The 14,516-nt window shown below is 68.4% G+C and carries 17 protein-coding genes; 7 read left to right on the forward strand and 10 right to left on the reverse strand.

Translation table 11 applies throughout. The annotated features are described in order from the left end of the window. Nucleotides 1-139 precede the first annotated feature (139 nt). Nucleotides 140-1,459: a protoporphyrinogen oxidase gene (gene hemG, locus ACFWQC_RS06030; protein ID WP_378674498.1), complete on the forward strand. Its 1,320-nt coding sequence runs from the start codon at nucleotides 140-142 to the stop codon at nucleotides 1,457-1,459. A 4-nt stretch (nucleotides 1,460-1,463) separates the two neighbouring features. Here hemG and ACFWQC_RS06035 read toward each other — a convergent pair whose 3' ends face one another. The 5 genes from ACFWQC_RS06035 to ACFWQC_RS06055 form a co-directional block, all read right to left on the reverse strand. Then, nucleotides 1,464-2,099 (reverse strand): protein TPRXL, encoded by a 636-nt coding sequence (locus tag ACFWQC_RS06035; RefSeq protein ID WP_378674501.1) that lies wholly within the window; start codon nucleotides 2,097-2,099, stop codon nucleotides 1,464-1,466. Then, nucleotides 2,092-2,736: a hypothetical protein gene (locus tag ACFWQC_RS06040; protein ID WP_378674504.1), complete on the reverse strand. Its 645-nt coding sequence runs from the start codon at nucleotides 2,734-2,736 to the stop codon at nucleotides 2,092-2,094. The genes ACFWQC_RS06035 and ACFWQC_RS06040 overlap by 8 nt, the downstream gene beginning before the upstream one ends. Then, on the reverse strand, nucleotides 2,733-3,941 hold the full coding sequence (locus ACFWQC_RS06045) for a hypothetical protein (protein WP_378674506.1): 1,209 nt from the start codon (nucleotides 3,939-3,941) through the stop codon (nucleotides 2,733-2,735). Before ACFWQC_RS06045 ends, ACFWQC_RS06040 begins: the two co-directional genes overlap by 4 nt. A gap of 16 nt (nucleotides 3,942-3,957) precedes the next feature. Continuing rightward, nucleotides 3,958-4,254 carry a flagellar protein FlgN gene (locus ACFWQC_RS06050; RefSeq protein WP_378674509.1) on the reverse strand — a complete coding sequence of 99 codons (297 nt, stop codon included), beginning with the start codon at nucleotides 4,252-4,254 and terminating at the stop codon, nucleotides 3,958-3,960. A 197-nt stretch (nucleotides 4,255-4,451) separates the two neighbouring features. Further along, nucleotides 4,452-5,372 carry an alpha/beta hydrolase gene (locus ACFWQC_RS06055; protein ID WP_378674512.1) on the reverse strand — a complete coding sequence of 307 codons (921 nt, stop codon included), beginning with the start codon at nucleotides 5,370-5,372 and terminating at the stop codon, nucleotides 4,452-4,454. 72 nt (nucleotides 5,373-5,444) lie between these two features. Here ACFWQC_RS06055 and hemQ point away from each other — a divergent pair, with 72 nt between their 5' ends. The 4 genes from hemQ to ACFWQC_RS06075 all read left to right on the forward strand — a co-directional run bounded on the left by hemQ (nucleotide 5,445) and on the right by ACFWQC_RS06075 (nucleotide 8,414). Continuing rightward, nucleotides 5,445-6,164, forward strand: coding sequence for a hydrogen peroxide-dependent heme synthase (gene hemQ, locus ACFWQC_RS06060; protein WP_350660553.1), 720 nt, complete (start codon nucleotides 5,445-5,447; stop codon nucleotides 6,162-6,164). A 160-nt stretch (nucleotides 6,165-6,324) separates the two neighbouring features. Continuing rightward, a complete protein-coding gene (locus ACFWQC_RS06065; protein ID WP_378674515.1) occupies nucleotides 6,325-7,032 on the forward strand; it encodes a hypothetical protein in 708 nt (235 codons plus the stop codon). Nucleotides 7,033-7,041: 9 nt separating this feature from the next. Continuing rightward, nucleotides 7,042-7,635 carry a hypothetical protein gene (locus ACFWQC_RS06070; protein ID WP_378674518.1) on the forward strand — a complete coding sequence of 198 codons (594 nt, stop codon included), beginning with the start codon at nucleotides 7,042-7,044 and terminating at the stop codon, nucleotides 7,633-7,635. Nucleotides 7,636-7,718: 83 nt separating this feature from the next. After that, nucleotides 7,719-8,414: a hypothetical protein gene (locus tag ACFWQC_RS06075; protein WP_378674521.1), complete on the forward strand. Its 696-nt coding sequence runs from the start codon at nucleotides 7,719-7,721 to the stop codon at nucleotides 8,412-8,414. Nucleotides 8,415-8,420: 6 nt separating this feature from the next. Here the strand turns inward: ACFWQC_RS06075 and ACFWQC_RS06080 are convergent, their stop codons facing one another. Then, nucleotides 8,421-9,704, reverse strand: coding sequence for a uracil-xanthine permease family protein (locus ACFWQC_RS06080; RefSeq protein WP_378674524.1), 1,284 nt, complete (start codon nucleotides 9,702-9,704; stop codon nucleotides 8,421-8,423). Between the two features lie 103 nt (nucleotides 9,705-9,807). Here ACFWQC_RS06080 and ACFWQC_RS06085 point away from each other — a divergent pair, with 103 nt between their 5' ends. Further along, on the forward strand, nucleotides 9,808-10,572 hold the full coding sequence (locus ACFWQC_RS06085) for an LLM class F420-dependent oxidoreductase (RefSeq protein ID WP_378674527.1): 765 nt from the start codon (nucleotides 9,808-9,810) through the stop codon (nucleotides 10,570-10,572). Nucleotides 10,573-10,600: 28 nt separating this feature from the next. On the opposite strand, the gene ACFWQC_RS06090 is transcribed toward ACFWQC_RS06085, so the two are convergent. The 3 genes from ACFWQC_RS06090 to msrB are packed head-to-tail and all read right to left on the reverse strand — an operon-like array spanning nucleotide 10,601 to nucleotide 12,627. After that, nucleotides 10,601-11,494 (reverse strand): aminotransferase class IV, encoded by an 894-nt coding sequence (locus ACFWQC_RS06090; RefSeq protein ID WP_378674530.1) that lies wholly within the window; start codon nucleotides 11,492-11,494, stop codon nucleotides 10,601-10,603. Then, nucleotides 11,494-12,216 (reverse strand): HAD family hydrolase, encoded by a 723-nt coding sequence (locus ACFWQC_RS06095; protein ID WP_378674533.1) that lies wholly within the window; start codon nucleotides 12,214-12,216, stop codon nucleotides 11,494-11,496. Before ACFWQC_RS06095 ends, ACFWQC_RS06090 begins: the two co-directional genes overlap by 1 nt. 9 nt (nucleotides 12,217-12,225) lie before the next feature. Next, entirely contained in the window at nucleotides 12,226-12,627 is a 402-nt protein-coding gene (msrB, locus tag ACFWQC_RS06100) for a peptide-methionine (R)-S-oxide reductase MsrB (RefSeq protein ID WP_378674536.1), read from the reverse strand. A gap of 109 nt (nucleotides 12,628-12,736) precedes the next feature. Here msrB and ACFWQC_RS06105 point away from each other — a divergent pair, with 109 nt between their 5' ends. Then, nucleotides 12,737-13,177: a cysteine dioxygenase gene (locus ACFWQC_RS06105; protein WP_378674539.1), complete on the forward strand. Its 441-nt coding sequence runs from the start codon at nucleotides 12,737-12,739 to the stop codon at nucleotides 13,175-13,177. A gap of 18 nt (nucleotides 13,178-13,195) precedes the next feature. Here ACFWQC_RS06105 and ACFWQC_RS06110 read toward each other — a convergent pair whose 3' ends face one another. After that, nucleotides 13,196-14,491 (reverse strand): GNAT family N-acetyltransferase, encoded by a 1,296-nt coding sequence (locus ACFWQC_RS06110; RefSeq protein ID WP_378674542.1) that lies wholly within the window; start codon nucleotides 14,489-14,491, stop codon nucleotides 13,196-13,198. Nucleotides 14,492-14,516: the final 25 nt, after the last annotated feature.

The following is a 14,516-nucleotide window of genomic DNA, read 5'->3' on the forward strand; positions in this document are numbered from 1 at the left end:
GGGGGCCCGGGTCCCGGGGGCTCGGAGTTGCGTCGCCCCCCCCCCCCCCCCCCCGCGGGGGGGGCCCCCCCTCGGCGGGGTTCAGCTGACCAACCCACCTCATCAGCATCGCCTCAGGCGCGGGTGGGAGACTGCTGCTGTGCGTGTCATCGTCGTCGGAGCAGGGATCGCCGGACTGACCGCGGCCCGCGATCTGTGGCTGAAGGGCCACCGGGTCACGGTGCTGGAGGCCTCCGACCGGGTCGGCGGAAAGATCCGCGGGGAATCCGTGGCCGGACAGACGGTCGACGTAGGCGCCGAGGCGATGCTCAACCGCAGGCCGGAGGGTGTGTCCCTGGCCCGGGAGATCGGCCTCGACGTAGTCCACCCGACGGATGCAAAGTCGTCGATCTGGTCCCGCGGCGCGCTGCGGCCGATCCCGCGGTCGATCATGGGCGTACCTCTCGACCTGGCCGCGCTGGAATCGTCGGGTCTTCTCTCGGAGGAGACTCTGGAGGTCGTACGCCGCGAACCCACGCTCCCACCTGCGAAGACGGACGATGACATCTCGGTCGGTGACTTCATCGCGTCCCGTTTCGGAGACGAGACGGCAGACCTGCTGGCGGACCCGTTGCTCGCGGGTGTCTACGCCGGCCACGCCCGCGCGATCTCGGTGAAGGCCGCTGCGCCGCAGCTGTTCATGCTGGCCGAGAAGGGCTCGCTGCTGGAGGCCGCCGCGGCGCTCCCGAGCTCGACGGTCCCGGTCTTCGCCGGGATCGACGGTGGGATGTCCCGGTTGCCCGCGACCCTCGCCGAGGGCCTCGACATCCGGCTCGACACCCAGGTCGACACCGTCACCCGGACCCCGCAGGGCTTCTTGGTCGAGCACAGCCTGATCGAGACCGGCGGAGAGGTCGAGGCCGCCGACGCCGTGGTGGTCGCGACACCCGCTCCGGTCGCCGCGAGGCTGCTCCGCTCGACCGCCCCGGCGGTCGCGCGCGAGCTGTCCGCGATCGAGACCGCGAGCGTCGCGGTGGTGACCTTCGCCTTCCCCGACCTGCCGACGGAGCTGGCCGGCAGGTCCGGCTTCCTCGTCCCGCCCGTCGAGGACTGCGCGATCAAGGCCTCCACCTTCTCCTTCGCCAAGTGGGCCTGGGTGGGGGAGCGCGGCAACTACCTGCGCACTTCCATCGGGCGCCACGGCGAGCCGCCCTCGGACGACGACGACCGTCTGGTCGCCGACTCCCTGGCTGCCCTGGCCGAGATCGCCGGGATCACCGCGACGCCGACCGACGTGCACGTCCAGCGCTGGGCCGACGCGCTCCCGCAGTATCCCGTCGGCCACCTCGACCGGGTCGCCCGGATCCGGCAAGGTCTCCGCGGCGTCCCCGGGCTCGCGCTCGCCGGTGCCTCCTACGACGGGGTCGGGATCCCGGCCACGATCGCCTCGGCGCACCGCGCCGCCGCGGACATCGGCTGAAACCTCAGGCCGGCACCCACCGCAGCGTCGAGACACAGACGTCGAGAGCAAGCTTCCATGCCAAGAACTTCTCGTCGGTCGCCGTCATGTCCAGCGGCCGGGCGATCGTCGCGGTCAACTGAAGCCCACGACGCCGCTTCGAGCCGGGGACGGGGGTCATGTAGACGATCGTCGTCACGACCACGGGCTCGTCGCCCTGGGCGGTCTTGGTCGACTCGCGCTCGTACCTGATGAACCGCTTGTCGCCGAACAGCGGCTTGGCGCCATGGTCCCGGATGATCGCGGCGACGTGGGTGTCGAGGGTCCCGCCGCTGCCGGCGTGGAACATCGTCGCGACGATCGCGCCGGGAATGATGGCGAGGCTGTCGGTCTCGGCGGTGGCGGCGAAGTAGGCCTTGACCTGCTGCTGCTTCATGAGCGCGTACGCCTGATCGAGCTGCGTACGCATGGAGGCATGCAGCTCGGGCCGGTTGATGCTCATGAAGCGCTTCTTCAGTGCCGCGTCCATCGCGGCCCGGTCTGCCTCGCCCGGGGAGTGTCTCTCCCAGCCGGGGAGGAGCTTCAGCTCGAACTCCGGCTCCTTGGTGCCGCCGAGCAGCTCGCGTAGCGAGGACTGCGGGGCGGATGCTGTCTCAGACAAGGGATGAGTCCTCCCATACGTCGAACGGGTCGCTCAGCATGCCGGGGACCGGCTCTGCCGAGAACGGGGTGCCATCGGGGCGCACGACCTCGAGCTCGGCGAGGAAGAGCGGCATGTCCGCGATGGTGAGACCGAAGATCTCGGGTGCGCCCGCCTCGACCACGACCATCACGCTGATCTCCTGCGTCGAGAAGACGAAGATGCCGGTGAGGAACTCGACGGTCTCACCGTCGACCTCTCCGGTCCTGGACGCGAGACATCTCAGTCCGGGACCGAGTCCGGCCCCGGCGTACTCATCGACGTCGAAGCCCTGCTGCCGCCACTCCTCGGGCGAGGTCGGCTCGCCGCCCCCGAGCACGACCCGCACCCGGCTGAGGACGGGCGCGGGCAGCGGCCAGTGGAGCATCGAGGCCAGCGTCCCGGGGTGGAGGTCGCCGGCGAGGTGGTGGGTGAGCAGCGCACGCGCGTCGGGGTCGACCTCGTCGGTCCAGTCGCCGTCCCAGGTGTCGCGGAGCGCGGCGAGCACGTCCTCGACCCAGGTCTCCGCACCCGCGGCGTCGAGCTCGCCCGCGTTCGGGACCCAGATCCAACGCTCTGATGGCTGGGCGATCTCAGCTTGCCATGTCTCCGGCATCATGCCTCCGAGGGTTGTCTGCTCTGCTGGTCATGGGTGCGGCGCTCGTCCAGCCCCTGGCTCGTCGAGGTGGTGCCGTACCACTCGCCTGCCCACTTCCCCAGGCCGCTGAGCCCGTCGAAGCCGGCCCCGATCTTCTGGCCCCAGGTCCCTGTGCGTATCCCCCCGTAGATGGCCATCCCGGTGGCGATGTCGGAGCCGCTCATGATGCCCACGGGAATGTCCTTGGGGGGCTTGAACGGGTTGGCCATCCAAGCGGCCCTGGTCCGGGGGACCTCCCTGAAGCCGGTGGAGATGGAGAGCGCGGTCTTGAACTTGGCGCCGAACGTGACGTTCACGGGAGGTGGGTTCAGCGGTGCCGCTCGTTTCAGAGCGAAGTTTCCGTAGCCTCGTCCGGCCGCGCCGGCGGTTTTCCCGCCGGAGGCGGCACCCTTCCCCATCGCTGTCCAAGCCTTCCCGATCTGGCCGAGCTTTCCGAAGGGGAGCACCGCGAGAACCGCTAGGAGCACGTCTGTCACCTCGCACTTGCCGGCTGAGGCCTGGACGATCTTGCCGATCAGCACCAAGGCGCCGAGGGCGAATCCGATGACGGCGACGATCCCACCGAGGAAGAGCCCGGCGATCATGAAGACCATCGCGATGGCCTCGAGGATGTTGATCAGGAAGCCGAAGATCTCCCAGAAGCCGTCCTTGATGCTGCCGGCCATCTCGTTGCCGATGCCGTTGACCGCGAGGTCGTAGGCGTCTTCCCAGGTGTCGTACTGGGCATCCCAGCTCTCGGCGTCGTCGTGCCACTCGTTGTAAGCGGTCTCCTTGGCCTGGCCTTCCTCGTCGTCGGCCTCGCGGTCTCCCGGGAGCGCCTCGTAGGCGGCCCACTTGTCGGTGCACGAGTCGACCAACGGTCCCATCTTGGCCTGGAGCTCCCCGAGGCTCGTGCCGTACGCAGCGATCAGCGGTCCCACGGGCGTGTAGAGCTCACTGGCCTCCCGCAACGTCTCGTAGGAGGACCCGATCTTGTCCTGGAGCTCAGCGACGGCCTTGCCCTGCATCTGGCCGTCGGCCAGCTCACCGGTGGCGACCTGCTCGAGGACGGTGGCCGCCTCGGACATCTGCACGCCGAGCTCTTCGATCTTGTTCCCGCGAGCGACGATCACCGCCGAGTCGCCGGTCAGAGGTTGGATCTCCCGACCCTTGGGTGACTGATCCATGACTCACTCCATCCGTCTATTTCTGCTGGAACAGCAGAGCCGTCTCGCTGTCCCAGTTCTGGAACCCCTCGACGACGCCCTTGATGTGGTCTCGCACGTCGGAGAGCTCGTCCTTGAGGTCCTTGCGCTTCATGTCCCAGCGCTGTTCGAAGTCGTCGGCCTGGCCGCGCAGCTCGCCGCGGCGGAACGGGTTCCCGATGGCGCCTTCGAGCGCATCGGAGTTGCCGACGGCGTGGTCGAACTCGTCGATGATCGAATCCAGCTTCTTGACCGTCTGATCAAGGGTCTCGATCTTGACGGAGACGTCTGCCATGTCACCACGCCTTTCCGGTGTGCACAGGGCTCGCCGAGGAAACGCGAAAGCGCTCTCAGCCGCAGGAGAACTGGGGGATCGAGGTGGCGCACAACCCGAGACAACCTGGCGATGGACACCCGAGTGGAACGCTACAACACGGCTGGGCGCGGAGGGTTAACAAACTCCCAATCGATAGTTGAAAACTGTTGATGATCTCACCGCAGGAACGCGACGATCCCGGCAAGAGCCTCAGGTGCGGCCGGTGCGACTCCGGGGAGCGACATGAACCCGTGGAACGCGGTGTCGTAGTCGACGAGCGAGACCGGCGTCCCGGCGGCACGGAGCGCCTCCGCGTATCGCGTGCCGTGGTCGCGGATCGGGTCGTGCAGCGCCGTGATGATGTGCGCGGGCGGCAGGTCGGCGTGCGAGGGCGCGCGCAGGGGAGAGGCCTGCCAGGACTCATCGCCATAGCGCTCGCCCATGTAGAGGTGGCCGAACGTGCTCATCTGCGTCGAGGTGAGCACCGGCCCGTTGGCGTTGGCGGCCTCGGAGGGGAACTTCTCGTACATCTCCACCGCCGGGTAGATCAGCACCTGGGCCCGCACCGAGGGCCCGCCCGCGTCACGGGCCATCAAGGACACCACCGCGGCCAGGTTGCCGCCGGCGCTGTCGCCCATCACCGCGATCCGCGACGGGTCCCCACCCAGGTCGGCGGCATTCTTCGCGACCCATTCCAAGGCGGACCACGCGTCCTCGACGGCAGCCGGGAACGGATGCTCCGGCGCCAGCCGGTAGGACGGCGCGACCACGATCGACCCGGTCCCCACGGCCACGTGCGAGGAGACCCACGCGCTCTGCTCCGGCGTCCCGAGACACCAGCCGCCGCCGTGGTAGTTGATGACGACCGGCGCGGCCTCCCCGACACCAGGAGGCGTGTAGATCGCGAAACGGTGCCCGTCGACGTACGTCTCCTTGACCTCGACCTCCGCGGGACGGCCGAAGAGGAACGAGGTGACCGGCCCGGTGCGCAGCCCCTCGCGCTGGGCGCGCAGTGCGATCATCTCCTCGGCGTTCAGCGGGGTCTTGACCAGGCGCTCCTGGAGGAAGGCGAAGATGCGGGTACGCAGCGGCAGCATGCCCAACACCCTAGAGGCCGGACGTTGGAGCCCGGAGGGGATCGGCGAACGGCCGTAGCGCAAAATGGGGGCATGACCGACCCGCAGGCCGACATCAAGTCCAACGCAGCCAAGATCAACGAGCTCAACGACACCATCCGCTACACGATGTGGTCGGTCTTCTCCCTCGAGGAGACCCTCGGCGACGCCGACCGCAAGGCCGAGGCGGTCGAGGTCGAGGAGCTCTTCGCCGCCTTCGCCGGCGAGGACATCGTGGTGCGCGGCACCTACGACGTGGCCGGCCTGCGCGCCGACGCCGACGTGATGTTCTGGCTGCACGCGGAGTCCTCCGACAAGCTCCAGTCGGCCTACCACCGCCTGCGCCGCACCGCCTTCGGCGGCCGGCTCGTGCCGGTCTGGTCGCAGATGGCGCTGCACCGCCCCGCCGAGTTCAACCGGAGCCACCTGCCCGCGTTCCTCGCCGACGAGCGCACCCACGACTACGTCGCGGTCTACCCGTTCATCCGCTCCTACGAGTGGTATCTCCTCGACGACAAGGAGCGCCGCCGACTGCTCGCCGAGCACGGCCAGATGGCTCGCGACTACCCCGACGTGCGGGCCAACACGGTCCCGTCCTTCGCCCTCGGCGACTACGAGTGGATGCTGGCCTTCGAGGCCGACGACCTCTCCCGCATCGTCGACCTGATGCGCCACCTCCGCGGCTCCGAGACCCGCCGTCACGTACGCGAGGAGGTGCCCTTCTACACCGGCGCCCGCGTCGAGATCGGCGACCTCCTGGAGCGCCTTCCCTGACGCATCCCTGACCGGCCGGAACGGTCTCGGAAATTCGCTGTCCGGCCGCGTACGTCTCCACTAACCTTTCCCGTCGCGGTGGCCGTGCTCGGGTTCGTGTGCCGATCCCGTCACGTCTGCTGAGACATCCACGTGACCTTGGGAGGGCAGAGACGTGGGGATGACCATCCCTGGGGAGTTGGACTTCGTTCTCGACCTGCTCGGCTATGAATGGCCGAACGTCGACGAAGATGCGGTCCGCGACGCCGCGCAGCTGCTGCGCGGACTGGAGTCGGACCTGCGTAGCACGCTCGACGAGCTGGAGATCCGGGTCAACGAGCTCGGTGACGGTGCCATGGCACAGTCGGTGAATGCGCTGATCAGGGCATGGACAGAGAACCGTACGGCCAACATGGACGGGTTGCTCGACGCGCTGCCTGAGGTCGCGAACGGGATCGATCTGCTCGCCGATGCGATCGTCGGCCTGAAGGTCAAGGTGATCGCGGAGCTGACGATCACCGCGGCACAGATCGCGGCGGCAGCGGCGACCGCGGTGGTCACCGGTGGCCTCAGCGTGCTCGGCAACGCAGCGATCATCGCCGCTCGGAAGAAGGCGCTCGACATCGCCACCGACATCGCGATGGACGAGGTGATCGGCCAGGTCGCGAGCATGGTGATCGAGCCGCTGACCGGCACGATCACCGAGCTCGCCACGTCGATCGCAGAGGCGCCGATCGTGACCGACGGAGAGGCGACCGCGTCGACCAAGCTCAGCTACGACCTGATGGAGCAGATCGCCACGGCGCTCAGTGACTGCGGCGCCGATCAGTACGACCTGTGCGCGACCTTCGCCGCCGACGTGTCCGCCCTTCCCCTCTTCGCCTCTTAGGAGACAGCTATGGCCAAGCAGATCGGCGACGTCGCCAAGGAGGCCTTCGATAAGGCGGGCGAGGTCCTCACCGAGGTCGGGGACTCGCTCAAGAAGAACGCCGACGACGTCGCCGAGGACATCCGGAAGCAGGCGGAGGCTCGGCGCCAGCTGGACGGCAGGTTGGGCCCCGGCGAATGGAAGCCCGTCAATCGGAACCACAAGTTTCTCCAGCAGAAGCTCGGCGCCGAGTTCGAGCGCCAGGTGACCGGCAAGGACGACGGGCTGGAGTTCTCTCTGCGTGGATCGATGGACAACGAGGTCAAGTTCGACGGAATTCTCGACGGGAAGCTGATCGAGACCAAGCACGGTTATGGGTCGATGATCGACTCGTGGGGATATCCCAACGGTGCCAAGGAGAAGGATTGGCTGGATCAAGCCCTGCGCCAGGTGGACGCGGCGGGCGACACGCCAGTTGAGTGGGTCTTCTCGAACAAAGAGGCAATGGAAGCGGCGCGGACCCTTTTTGAAGACTTCGATCTGCCTATTTCGGTCAGGCACCAGGACTTCGTCAATCCGCCCAGTGAATGGGACGGTTGGAATGCGCCGAAGAGCAATGGATGAGTCTCATTTCGCCACGTTGGCGAGCGGGCGGCGGTCGAGGGTGACGGCCGATACGAAGAGGGAGCGGTGATACGGTCATGAGCGTGGATGAAGAGCTGATCGCGCGAGGTTTCTGGGGCCCGCGCCAGGAGACCCCTGAGCAGGTTGCCGGGGAGCTGGGTGCATTCCTTGCCGGCCTGGATGAGGTCTTCGGAGAGAAGATCTCGTGGTCCTCACCCGCGATGCCGGGAATGCCGCTGGGAGAGCCGGATAACGCCCTGAAGGCGATCTCCGACGCGTTTCGTGAGAATACGGACGCTCCGAATCTCGGAATCAGCCAGGCTTATCGGGGGCGCGGAAATGGAATCATGGTGGCTATCACCTTGATAGTCGGCGGATATACCGAGTCTGCAAAGGTGCGAAACAGCATCGTGGTGAAGTGGCGTGGCGCCGATGTCGCGAAATTCGCCGGCCCGGTTCTTCGTCAGCTCGTCTCTGCCTGGGACCCGGATTGGGCGGCGGTCACCTCGAGATCGCTCAACGAGGCTCTCGCCGACGTGCAGCCGGCCGGAAAGCCGGGGCCGAAGCTCGGATATCTGAACTACCTCTCCGCGGGAAGGGCGCAGGCCCTTCCTGGCGGCATGGACAAGCACCTCGAGAAGCTCGACAACGGTGGCGTCGTCATCGGGTCGGGTGAGGGCGATGGCTTCCTGTCCGTTGCGAAGGTCACCGAGTTCGCCAAGGTCCTCCGGCTCAGCGCGGCCTTCTCCCCGACGCCGACGGATCGCAGCAAGCTCTGATCCGGCTCAGCGGCCTCGCAGCCGCGCCAGCGCGCTCATCCCGTGGTAGATCACGACCGCGGCGATGGTGCCCAGCGCGATGCCGGTGAAGGTGAGATCGCCGAAGGTGAGGGTGAGGTTGCCGATGCCGATGACCAGGGCGACGGCGGCGGTGAACTGGTTGACCGGGTCGGCGAAGTCGACCCGGTTGTCCAGCCAGATCCGGATGCCGATCAGTCCGATCAGTCCGTAGAGCGCGACGGTGATCCCGCCGAGCACGCCGGCAGGGACGGTGTTCAGGAGCGCCCCGAACTTCGGAGACAGCGACAGCAGGATCGCCACCACGCCGGCGACCCAGTAGGCGGCGGTCGAGAAGACCCGGGTCGCGGTCATGACGCCGATGTTCTCGCCGTACGTCGTGGTCGCCGAGCCGCCGAAGCCCCCGGCGATGGTGGTGGCGAGGCCGTCGGCGAACAGGGCCCGGCCGGTCTCGCGGTTGATGGTGTCGTCGCCGGCGAGATGGGCGACGCTGCGTACGTGGCCGACGTTCTCGGCGACGAGGACGAGCACGACCGGCAGGAACATGGGCACCACCGACCAGGACACGGTCGGGGTGGAGAAGTCGGGGAGCCCGAACCAGGCGGCCTCCTGGAACGCGGAGGTGTCGATCTGGCCCATGACCAGCGCGGCGAGGTAGCCGACGACGACGCCGACCAGGATGGAGAGCCTGGCGATCAGGCCGCGGAAGGCGACAGCGACGACGAGCACGGTCGCCAGCGTGATCGCGGCGACCAGCACAGCACCGTTGTCGGGGTTGGCAGGGTCGCCACCGACCACGTTGTTGGTCGCGGCCGAGGCGAGGTTGAGGCCGATCAGCGCCACGATCGCACCGGTCACCACCGGCGGCATCAGCGCCTCGATCCACCCGGTGCCGGTGACCATCACGATCACGCCGACCAGCGCGAGCAGCGCACCGGTGACCAGGATGCCGAAGAGCGCAGCGCCCATCCCACCGCCGCCCATCGCGGCACCGATCGGCGCGATGAAGGCGAACGAGGAACCGAGGTAGCTGGGCAGCCGGTTGCGCGTGATGAGCAGGAACAGCAGCGTGCCGAGGCCGGAGAAGAACAGCGTCGTGGTCGGCGGGAACCCGGTCAGCAACGGCACCAGGAACGTGGCGCCGAACATCGCGACCACGTGCTGGCCGCCGAAGCCGATCGTCCGGGGCCAGCTCAACCGCTCCCCGGGCTTGACGATCGCCCCTTCGCGTACGTTCTTGCCGTCATCGTGCAGATTCCAGCCGAGTCGCATCTCGCACCCTCTTCAGCTCTCGTACGGCGCGGTTCGCCGCCTGCCGAACGATAGGGCCGATTCGCGCGAGGACGGAAGCCGGACGCTCCGTAGGGTTGGACACATGACGATCCGCATCGGAGTCCAGATCCAGCCCCAGCACGCCGACTACGCCCAGATCCGCGATGCCGCCCGCCGCGCGGAGGAGATCGGCGTCGACATCCTCTTCAACTGGGACCACTTCTACCCGCTCTACGGCGAGCCCGACGGCAAGCACTTCGAGGCCTGGACCATGCTCGCGGCCTGGGCCGAGCAGACCACCCGCGCCGAGATCGGCTGCCTGGTGACCTGCAACTCCTACCGCAACCCCGAGCTGCTCGCCGACATGGCCCGCACCGTCGACCACATCTCGGATGGCCGGCTGGTCTTCGGGATCGGTTCGGGCTGGTTCGAGAGGGACTACACCGAGTACGGCTACGACTTCGGCACCGCCGGCTCGCGCCTCGACGCGCTCGGCGAGGCGCTGCCGCGCATCGAGAAGCGCTGGTCCGAGCTCAACCCCGCACCCGTCCGAAAGATCCCGGTCATGATCGGTGGCGGCGGGGAGAAGAAGACCCTGAAGTACGTCGCGAAGCACGCCGACATCTGGCACTCCTTCTCCGACGTCGAGACCCTGGAGCGCAAGCGCGGCGTGCTCGCGGGCCATTGCGAGGCGATCGGCCGCGACGTGAACGAGATCGAGATCTCGACCGCGGCGGACAGCGCGGAGGCCGCCAAGCCGCTCTACGACGCCGGTGCCCGGCTGTTCACCTACGGCGTCGGCGGTCCCGACTACGACCTCAAGCCGCTCGAGGACCTCGTCGCCTGGCGGGACTCGGTCGGCGGGTGACTGTTCACCGAGTTACCTCGGTCTGCATTCAGCCCGCGACGACCGTCCCCGTTGTCGCCTGCAGGTCCGCGTACGCCTTCGAGAGCTGCTGCGTCATCGGCCCGCGCTCGATCGGCCGGCCGTCGAGGGAGACCACCGGGGTGAGCCCGCCCATGGTGCCGGTGACGAAGGCCTCGTCGGCGGTGTGGGCGTCGGTGAGCGAGAAGTCGCCGACGTCCACAGCCAGGCCCAGGTCGGCAGCGAGATCGAGCACTGTTGCCCGGGTGATCCCCTCGGGGCACGCCCGGGTCGTCGAGGTTCGCAGCACGCCGTCGCGTACGTGGAAGAAGTGGGTGGCGTTGGTCTCGGCGATGAAGCCGGCGTCGTCCAGCATCAGGGCATCGTCGGCGCCCGCGTTGTTGGCCTCGACCTTGGCCAGGATCGAGGGGATCAGGTTGTTGTGGTGGATCTTCGGGTCGAGCATGTCGGCGCGCGGGCGGCGCTGGGCCGCGGTGATCAGCGTGATCCCCGAGTCGTCGTAGACCGGCGACTTGAACTCGGCCAGCACGATCAGGGTCGGACCCGACTGGTTGAGTCGCGGGTCCATACCGGAGGTGACCTTCACCCCGCGCGAGAGCGTGAGCCGGATGTGGACGTCGTCGCGCATCTCGTTAGCGGCCAGGCACTCCCGGATCGCCTGAGTCATGAACTCGTCGGACGGGATGTCCGAGAAGGCCAGAGCTCGCGCCGAGCGTCGCAGCCGAAGAAGGTGCTCGGAGAGCTTGAAGATGCGTCCCCGGGTGAGCCGCAGGCCCTCCCAGACGCCGTCGCCGCCCTGGGCGAGCGAGTCGAACGGCGAGATCCGCGCCTCCAGGCGGTGGCTGAGCTCACCGTTGATCCAGACCTGGAGGTGGTCGTTGCGGGGGTCATAGGTCTGCAGCATCAGTCACCCTTCTTGATATCGGGGGCCATGACATAGGGGGCGAGGCGATCGTAGTAGGGCAGGCAGCGCTCCAGCAGCGGCGCCAGGCGCGCGGGCAGCGGGTCGGCGGCGCCGGGGGAGGAGGCGGCGAACCCGGTCGAGGCCCACACCCCTGAATACCAGTGCGGAGCCCACACCCCGTCGGAGTCGCGCCGGCCGGCCGGCCACGACAGCATCGCCTCGTCGAACTCGATCCCGAGCGCCTCGCACAGCGCAGTCAGGGAAGCCCGCGGCGAGGCCAGGATCGAGGCAGCGTCGATCACCGGCCCGCCGAACTCCTCGAAGAGCGCCACCTGCTGGGGCAGCCCGAGGTCCTCCAGCGTCGGCTCCTCGCGGACCTTGGCGTACGAGGTCAGCACCCGCTCCGGGTCCCGGACCAGGAACGCGTGCGAGAGTCCGGCGAAGGCGCCGTGGTCCATCTCCGGGAGCAGGTGATGGGTCATGTGCTTCTGGTACTGCACCGCCGAGTCGACCGGTCCGGACGTGATCGCCGTGGCCACGACCCGCCAGTCGTTCGGCTGGGTGGCGAGCACGTCGTCCCGGCCCGGATGATCGAGACCCGTGGCCGAGAGGTAGGCGGCGTACAGCGGCTCGTCGAGGACCGTGCAGTCCGGCCGGTTCTCGAACGAGCGCATCAACGCCGTGGAGAGATTTCTCGGCCCTGACCACATCGCGATCCGCATGGCGGCAGGCTACTGGTCTGCAGGCTCCAGCGAGATCGAGATCGAGTTGATGCAGAACCGGTCGCCGGTCGGGGTGCCGTAGCCGTCGGGGAAGACGTGGCCGAGGTGGGAGCCGCAGTTGGCGCAGCGGACCTCCACCCGGTCCATCCCGTGCGTCTTGTCCTCGATGTATTCGATCGTCTCGCTGATCGGCTGGTAGAACGACGGCCAGCCGCAGCCGGAGTGGAACTTGGTGTCGGACTCGAACAGCTTGGCCTTGCAGGCCTTGCACGAGTAGACGCCCTTGGTCTCGGTGTCGGTGTATTCACCCGTGAACGCCCGCTCGGTGCCCGCCTGGCGCAGCACCGCGTACTCCTCCGGCGACAGCTCTGCTCGCCACTCCTCGTCGGACTTCTCCACGTTGTAACCCATGGTTGAAATGGTACGTCTGGGGTGGGAGCGCCCCGCCATTGTCAGAGTCATTGCCAATGTCGAGTCGTCTACTATACTTAAGCCCACGACGCTTCTGGAGGAGGCCACCTTGACCGCCCTTGCCAAACAGCCCCTGCTGGACGCCATCCGCACCTACGCCGAGGACGACCTGCTCGCGCGGGTGCAGGTGCCCGAGACCGGCCGCGAGTTCCACCTGCTCCACCGCGACGACGAGGTCGAGATCTGGCTGATCGCCTGGTCGCCGGGCGCCAGCACCGGCTTCCACGACCACGGCACCGCGACCACCGCCTTCACCGTGCTCACCGGCAGCCTGGTCGAGCACAACTGGCTCGGTGGTCTGCAGATCGCCGATGTCGGCCCCGGCGACGCCCGGGCGCACGACGCCGGCCACGTCCATGACGTACGCAACGTCGGCTCGCGCCCGGCGATCAGCCTGCACGCGTACGCACCGAGGCTGGACGCGATGCACCACTACCACTTTCGCGGCGACCGGATCAGTCTGATCGGCGCCGAGCCCGGCCGCTCCTGAGGGCTGAGCCGCTGACCCTCAGAAGCCGGTGATGCAGTAGGGCAGCGGGCCACCGTCGGCCATCGCCGCCCAGGTCTCGATCGCCTCGGGCGAGCCGGTGATCCGGCCGGCGGCCGCCAGGGTGCGTACGTCGACGCCGCCGAGATACAGGGCGCCGAGGGTGTCCGCGGCGAGCTCCACGGTCGGGGCGGCGTCGGTCGGAGTGACCTCCGCGACGCCATCCCTCACCGCGACCCGCCAGGCCCCGGCAGCGTGTCCGAGCGGGTCGTCGACGCCGAGGACGACCTCACCGGTGGCGTACCAGGGTCGTGCCTGAAGCGCGGTCGGCACATCGAGGACGCGCATCCACAGCATGTCGTCGATCTCGGCGCTCTTGACCGCGAACGGCTCGGCGAGCGCCCAGTAGAGCGGGTCCTGCAGCGGCGCCCGGTGCCAGGCGACCCGCTCGACGAGGTCGATGTCGGCGAGGAACCGCCACAGCCGCAGGTAGGCCGCCGGGGTCAGCGCCACCAGGTCGACGACCCGCGCCATCCGCAGCCCGGAGTCGTTGCGCTCGTCGGCGGTCTTGTAGATGGCGTAGCCGTCGGGCGTGCCGGAGGCGTCCAGATGGAGCACGGCGCGCTGCTTCGACTCGCCCTTCGAATCGCCGCCGAAGTCGTAGGCGCTGGAGAGCCAGGGCTCGTAGAACTGCGGCCGGGTGACCGATCCACGGGTGCGCTCCTGGAAGGTGCCGTAGATCTCGGCGACCGTCTTCCAGGCGTCGGCCGGCTCGACCAGGGTCACCGACCCGTCATCGGAGGGCACCTCGGGGCGGTAGCGGAACTTCGCGGTCACGTCGACCTCGACCTGGCGCAGATGGGTGGCCGTGCCGAACCCGAAGCGGCCGTAGATCGAGCCCTCGGAGACGGTCAGCGCGGCCAGCGGCACGCCCGCGGCGACCGCGTCGGCCAGTGAGACCGTCATCAGCTTGCGCAGCAGGCCCTGGCGCCGGTGGGTCGGGGAGACGGTCACGTCGCTGATCAGCAGCGTCGGCAGGCTGGCGCCGCCGCCCACGTTGACCGGCGACGTCCAGGAGGAGAACGTCGCGACCGGGATCGTGGCCGAGGAGAACTCCGAGCCCTCGTTCCAGGCGCCCAGCAGCGTCACCGAGTCGGAGCGGACGTGGTCGCGCCAGACCTGGACACCGTCGTCGTTGCCTCGGGACTGGTGGAAGCCACGCCGCGTACCTTCGTACCATCCCTTCAACAGGGCCTCGTCCCCGTCGAGGGGGTCGAGGCTGCGGAAGACGAGGCCGGGGTGCTCGAGCGCGCTCATGGTAAGAACGTACGCCGCCGAGCAC

This window comes from Nocardioides sp. NPDC058538 (assembly GCF_042719275.1).
Classification (GTDB): Bacteria; Actinomycetota; Actinomycetes; order Propionibacteriales; family Nocardioidaceae; genus Nocardioides.

Bases quoted from the DNA above. Each gene is read 5' to 3' on its own strand.
- ACFWQC_RS06095 (WP_378674533.1), bottom strand. From the start codon at position 12,216: ATGCGGATCGCGATGTGGTCAGGGCCGAGAAATCTCTCCACGGCGTTG.
- ACFWQC_RS06085 (WP_378674527.1), top strand. From the start codon at position 9,808: ATGACGATCCGCATCGGAGTCCAGATCCAGCCCCAGCACGCCGACTAC.
- ACFWQC_RS06065 (WP_378674515.1), top strand. From the start codon at position 6,325: ATGACCATCCCTGGGGAGTTGGACTTCGTTCTCGACCTGCTCGGCTAT.
- ACFWQC_RS06055 (WP_378674512.1), bottom strand. From the start codon at position 5,372: ATGCTGCCGCTGCGTACCCGCATCTTCGCCTTCCTCCAGGAGCGCCTG.
- msrB (WP_378674536.1), bottom strand. From the start codon at position 12,627: ATGGGTTACAACGTGGAGAAGTCCGACGAGGAGTGGCGAGCAGAGCTG.
- ACFWQC_RS06050 (WP_378674509.1), bottom strand. From the start codon at position 4,254: ATGGCAGACGTCTCCGTCAAGATCGAGACCCTTGATCAGACGGTCAAG.
- ACFWQC_RS06070 (WP_378674518.1), top strand. From the start codon at position 7,042: ATGGCCAAGCAGATCGGCGACGTCGCCAAGGAGGCCTTCGATAAGGCG.
- ACFWQC_RS06040 (WP_378674504.1), bottom strand. From the start codon at position 2,736: ATGATGCCGGAGACATGGCAAGCTGAGATCGCCCAGCCATCAGAGCGT.
- hemQ (WP_350660553.1), top strand. From the start codon at position 5,445: ATGACCGACCCGCAGGCCGACATCAAGTCCAACGCAGCCAAGATCAAC.
- ACFWQC_RS06090 (WP_378674530.1), bottom strand. From the start codon at position 11,494: ATGCTGCAGACCTATGACCCCCGCAACGACCACCTCCAGGTCTGGATC.
- ACFWQC_RS06110 (WP_378674542.1), bottom strand. From the start codon at position 14,491: ATGAGCGCGCTCGAGCACCCCGGCCTCGTCTTCCGCAGCCTCGACCCC.
- ACFWQC_RS06080 (WP_378674524.1), bottom strand. From the start codon at position 9,704: ATGCGACTCGGCTGGAATCTGCACGATGACGGCAAGAACGTACGCGAA.
- ACFWQC_RS06045 (WP_378674506.1), bottom strand. From the start codon at position 3,941: ATGGATCAGTCACCCAAGGGTCGGGAGATCCAACCTCTGACCGGCGAC.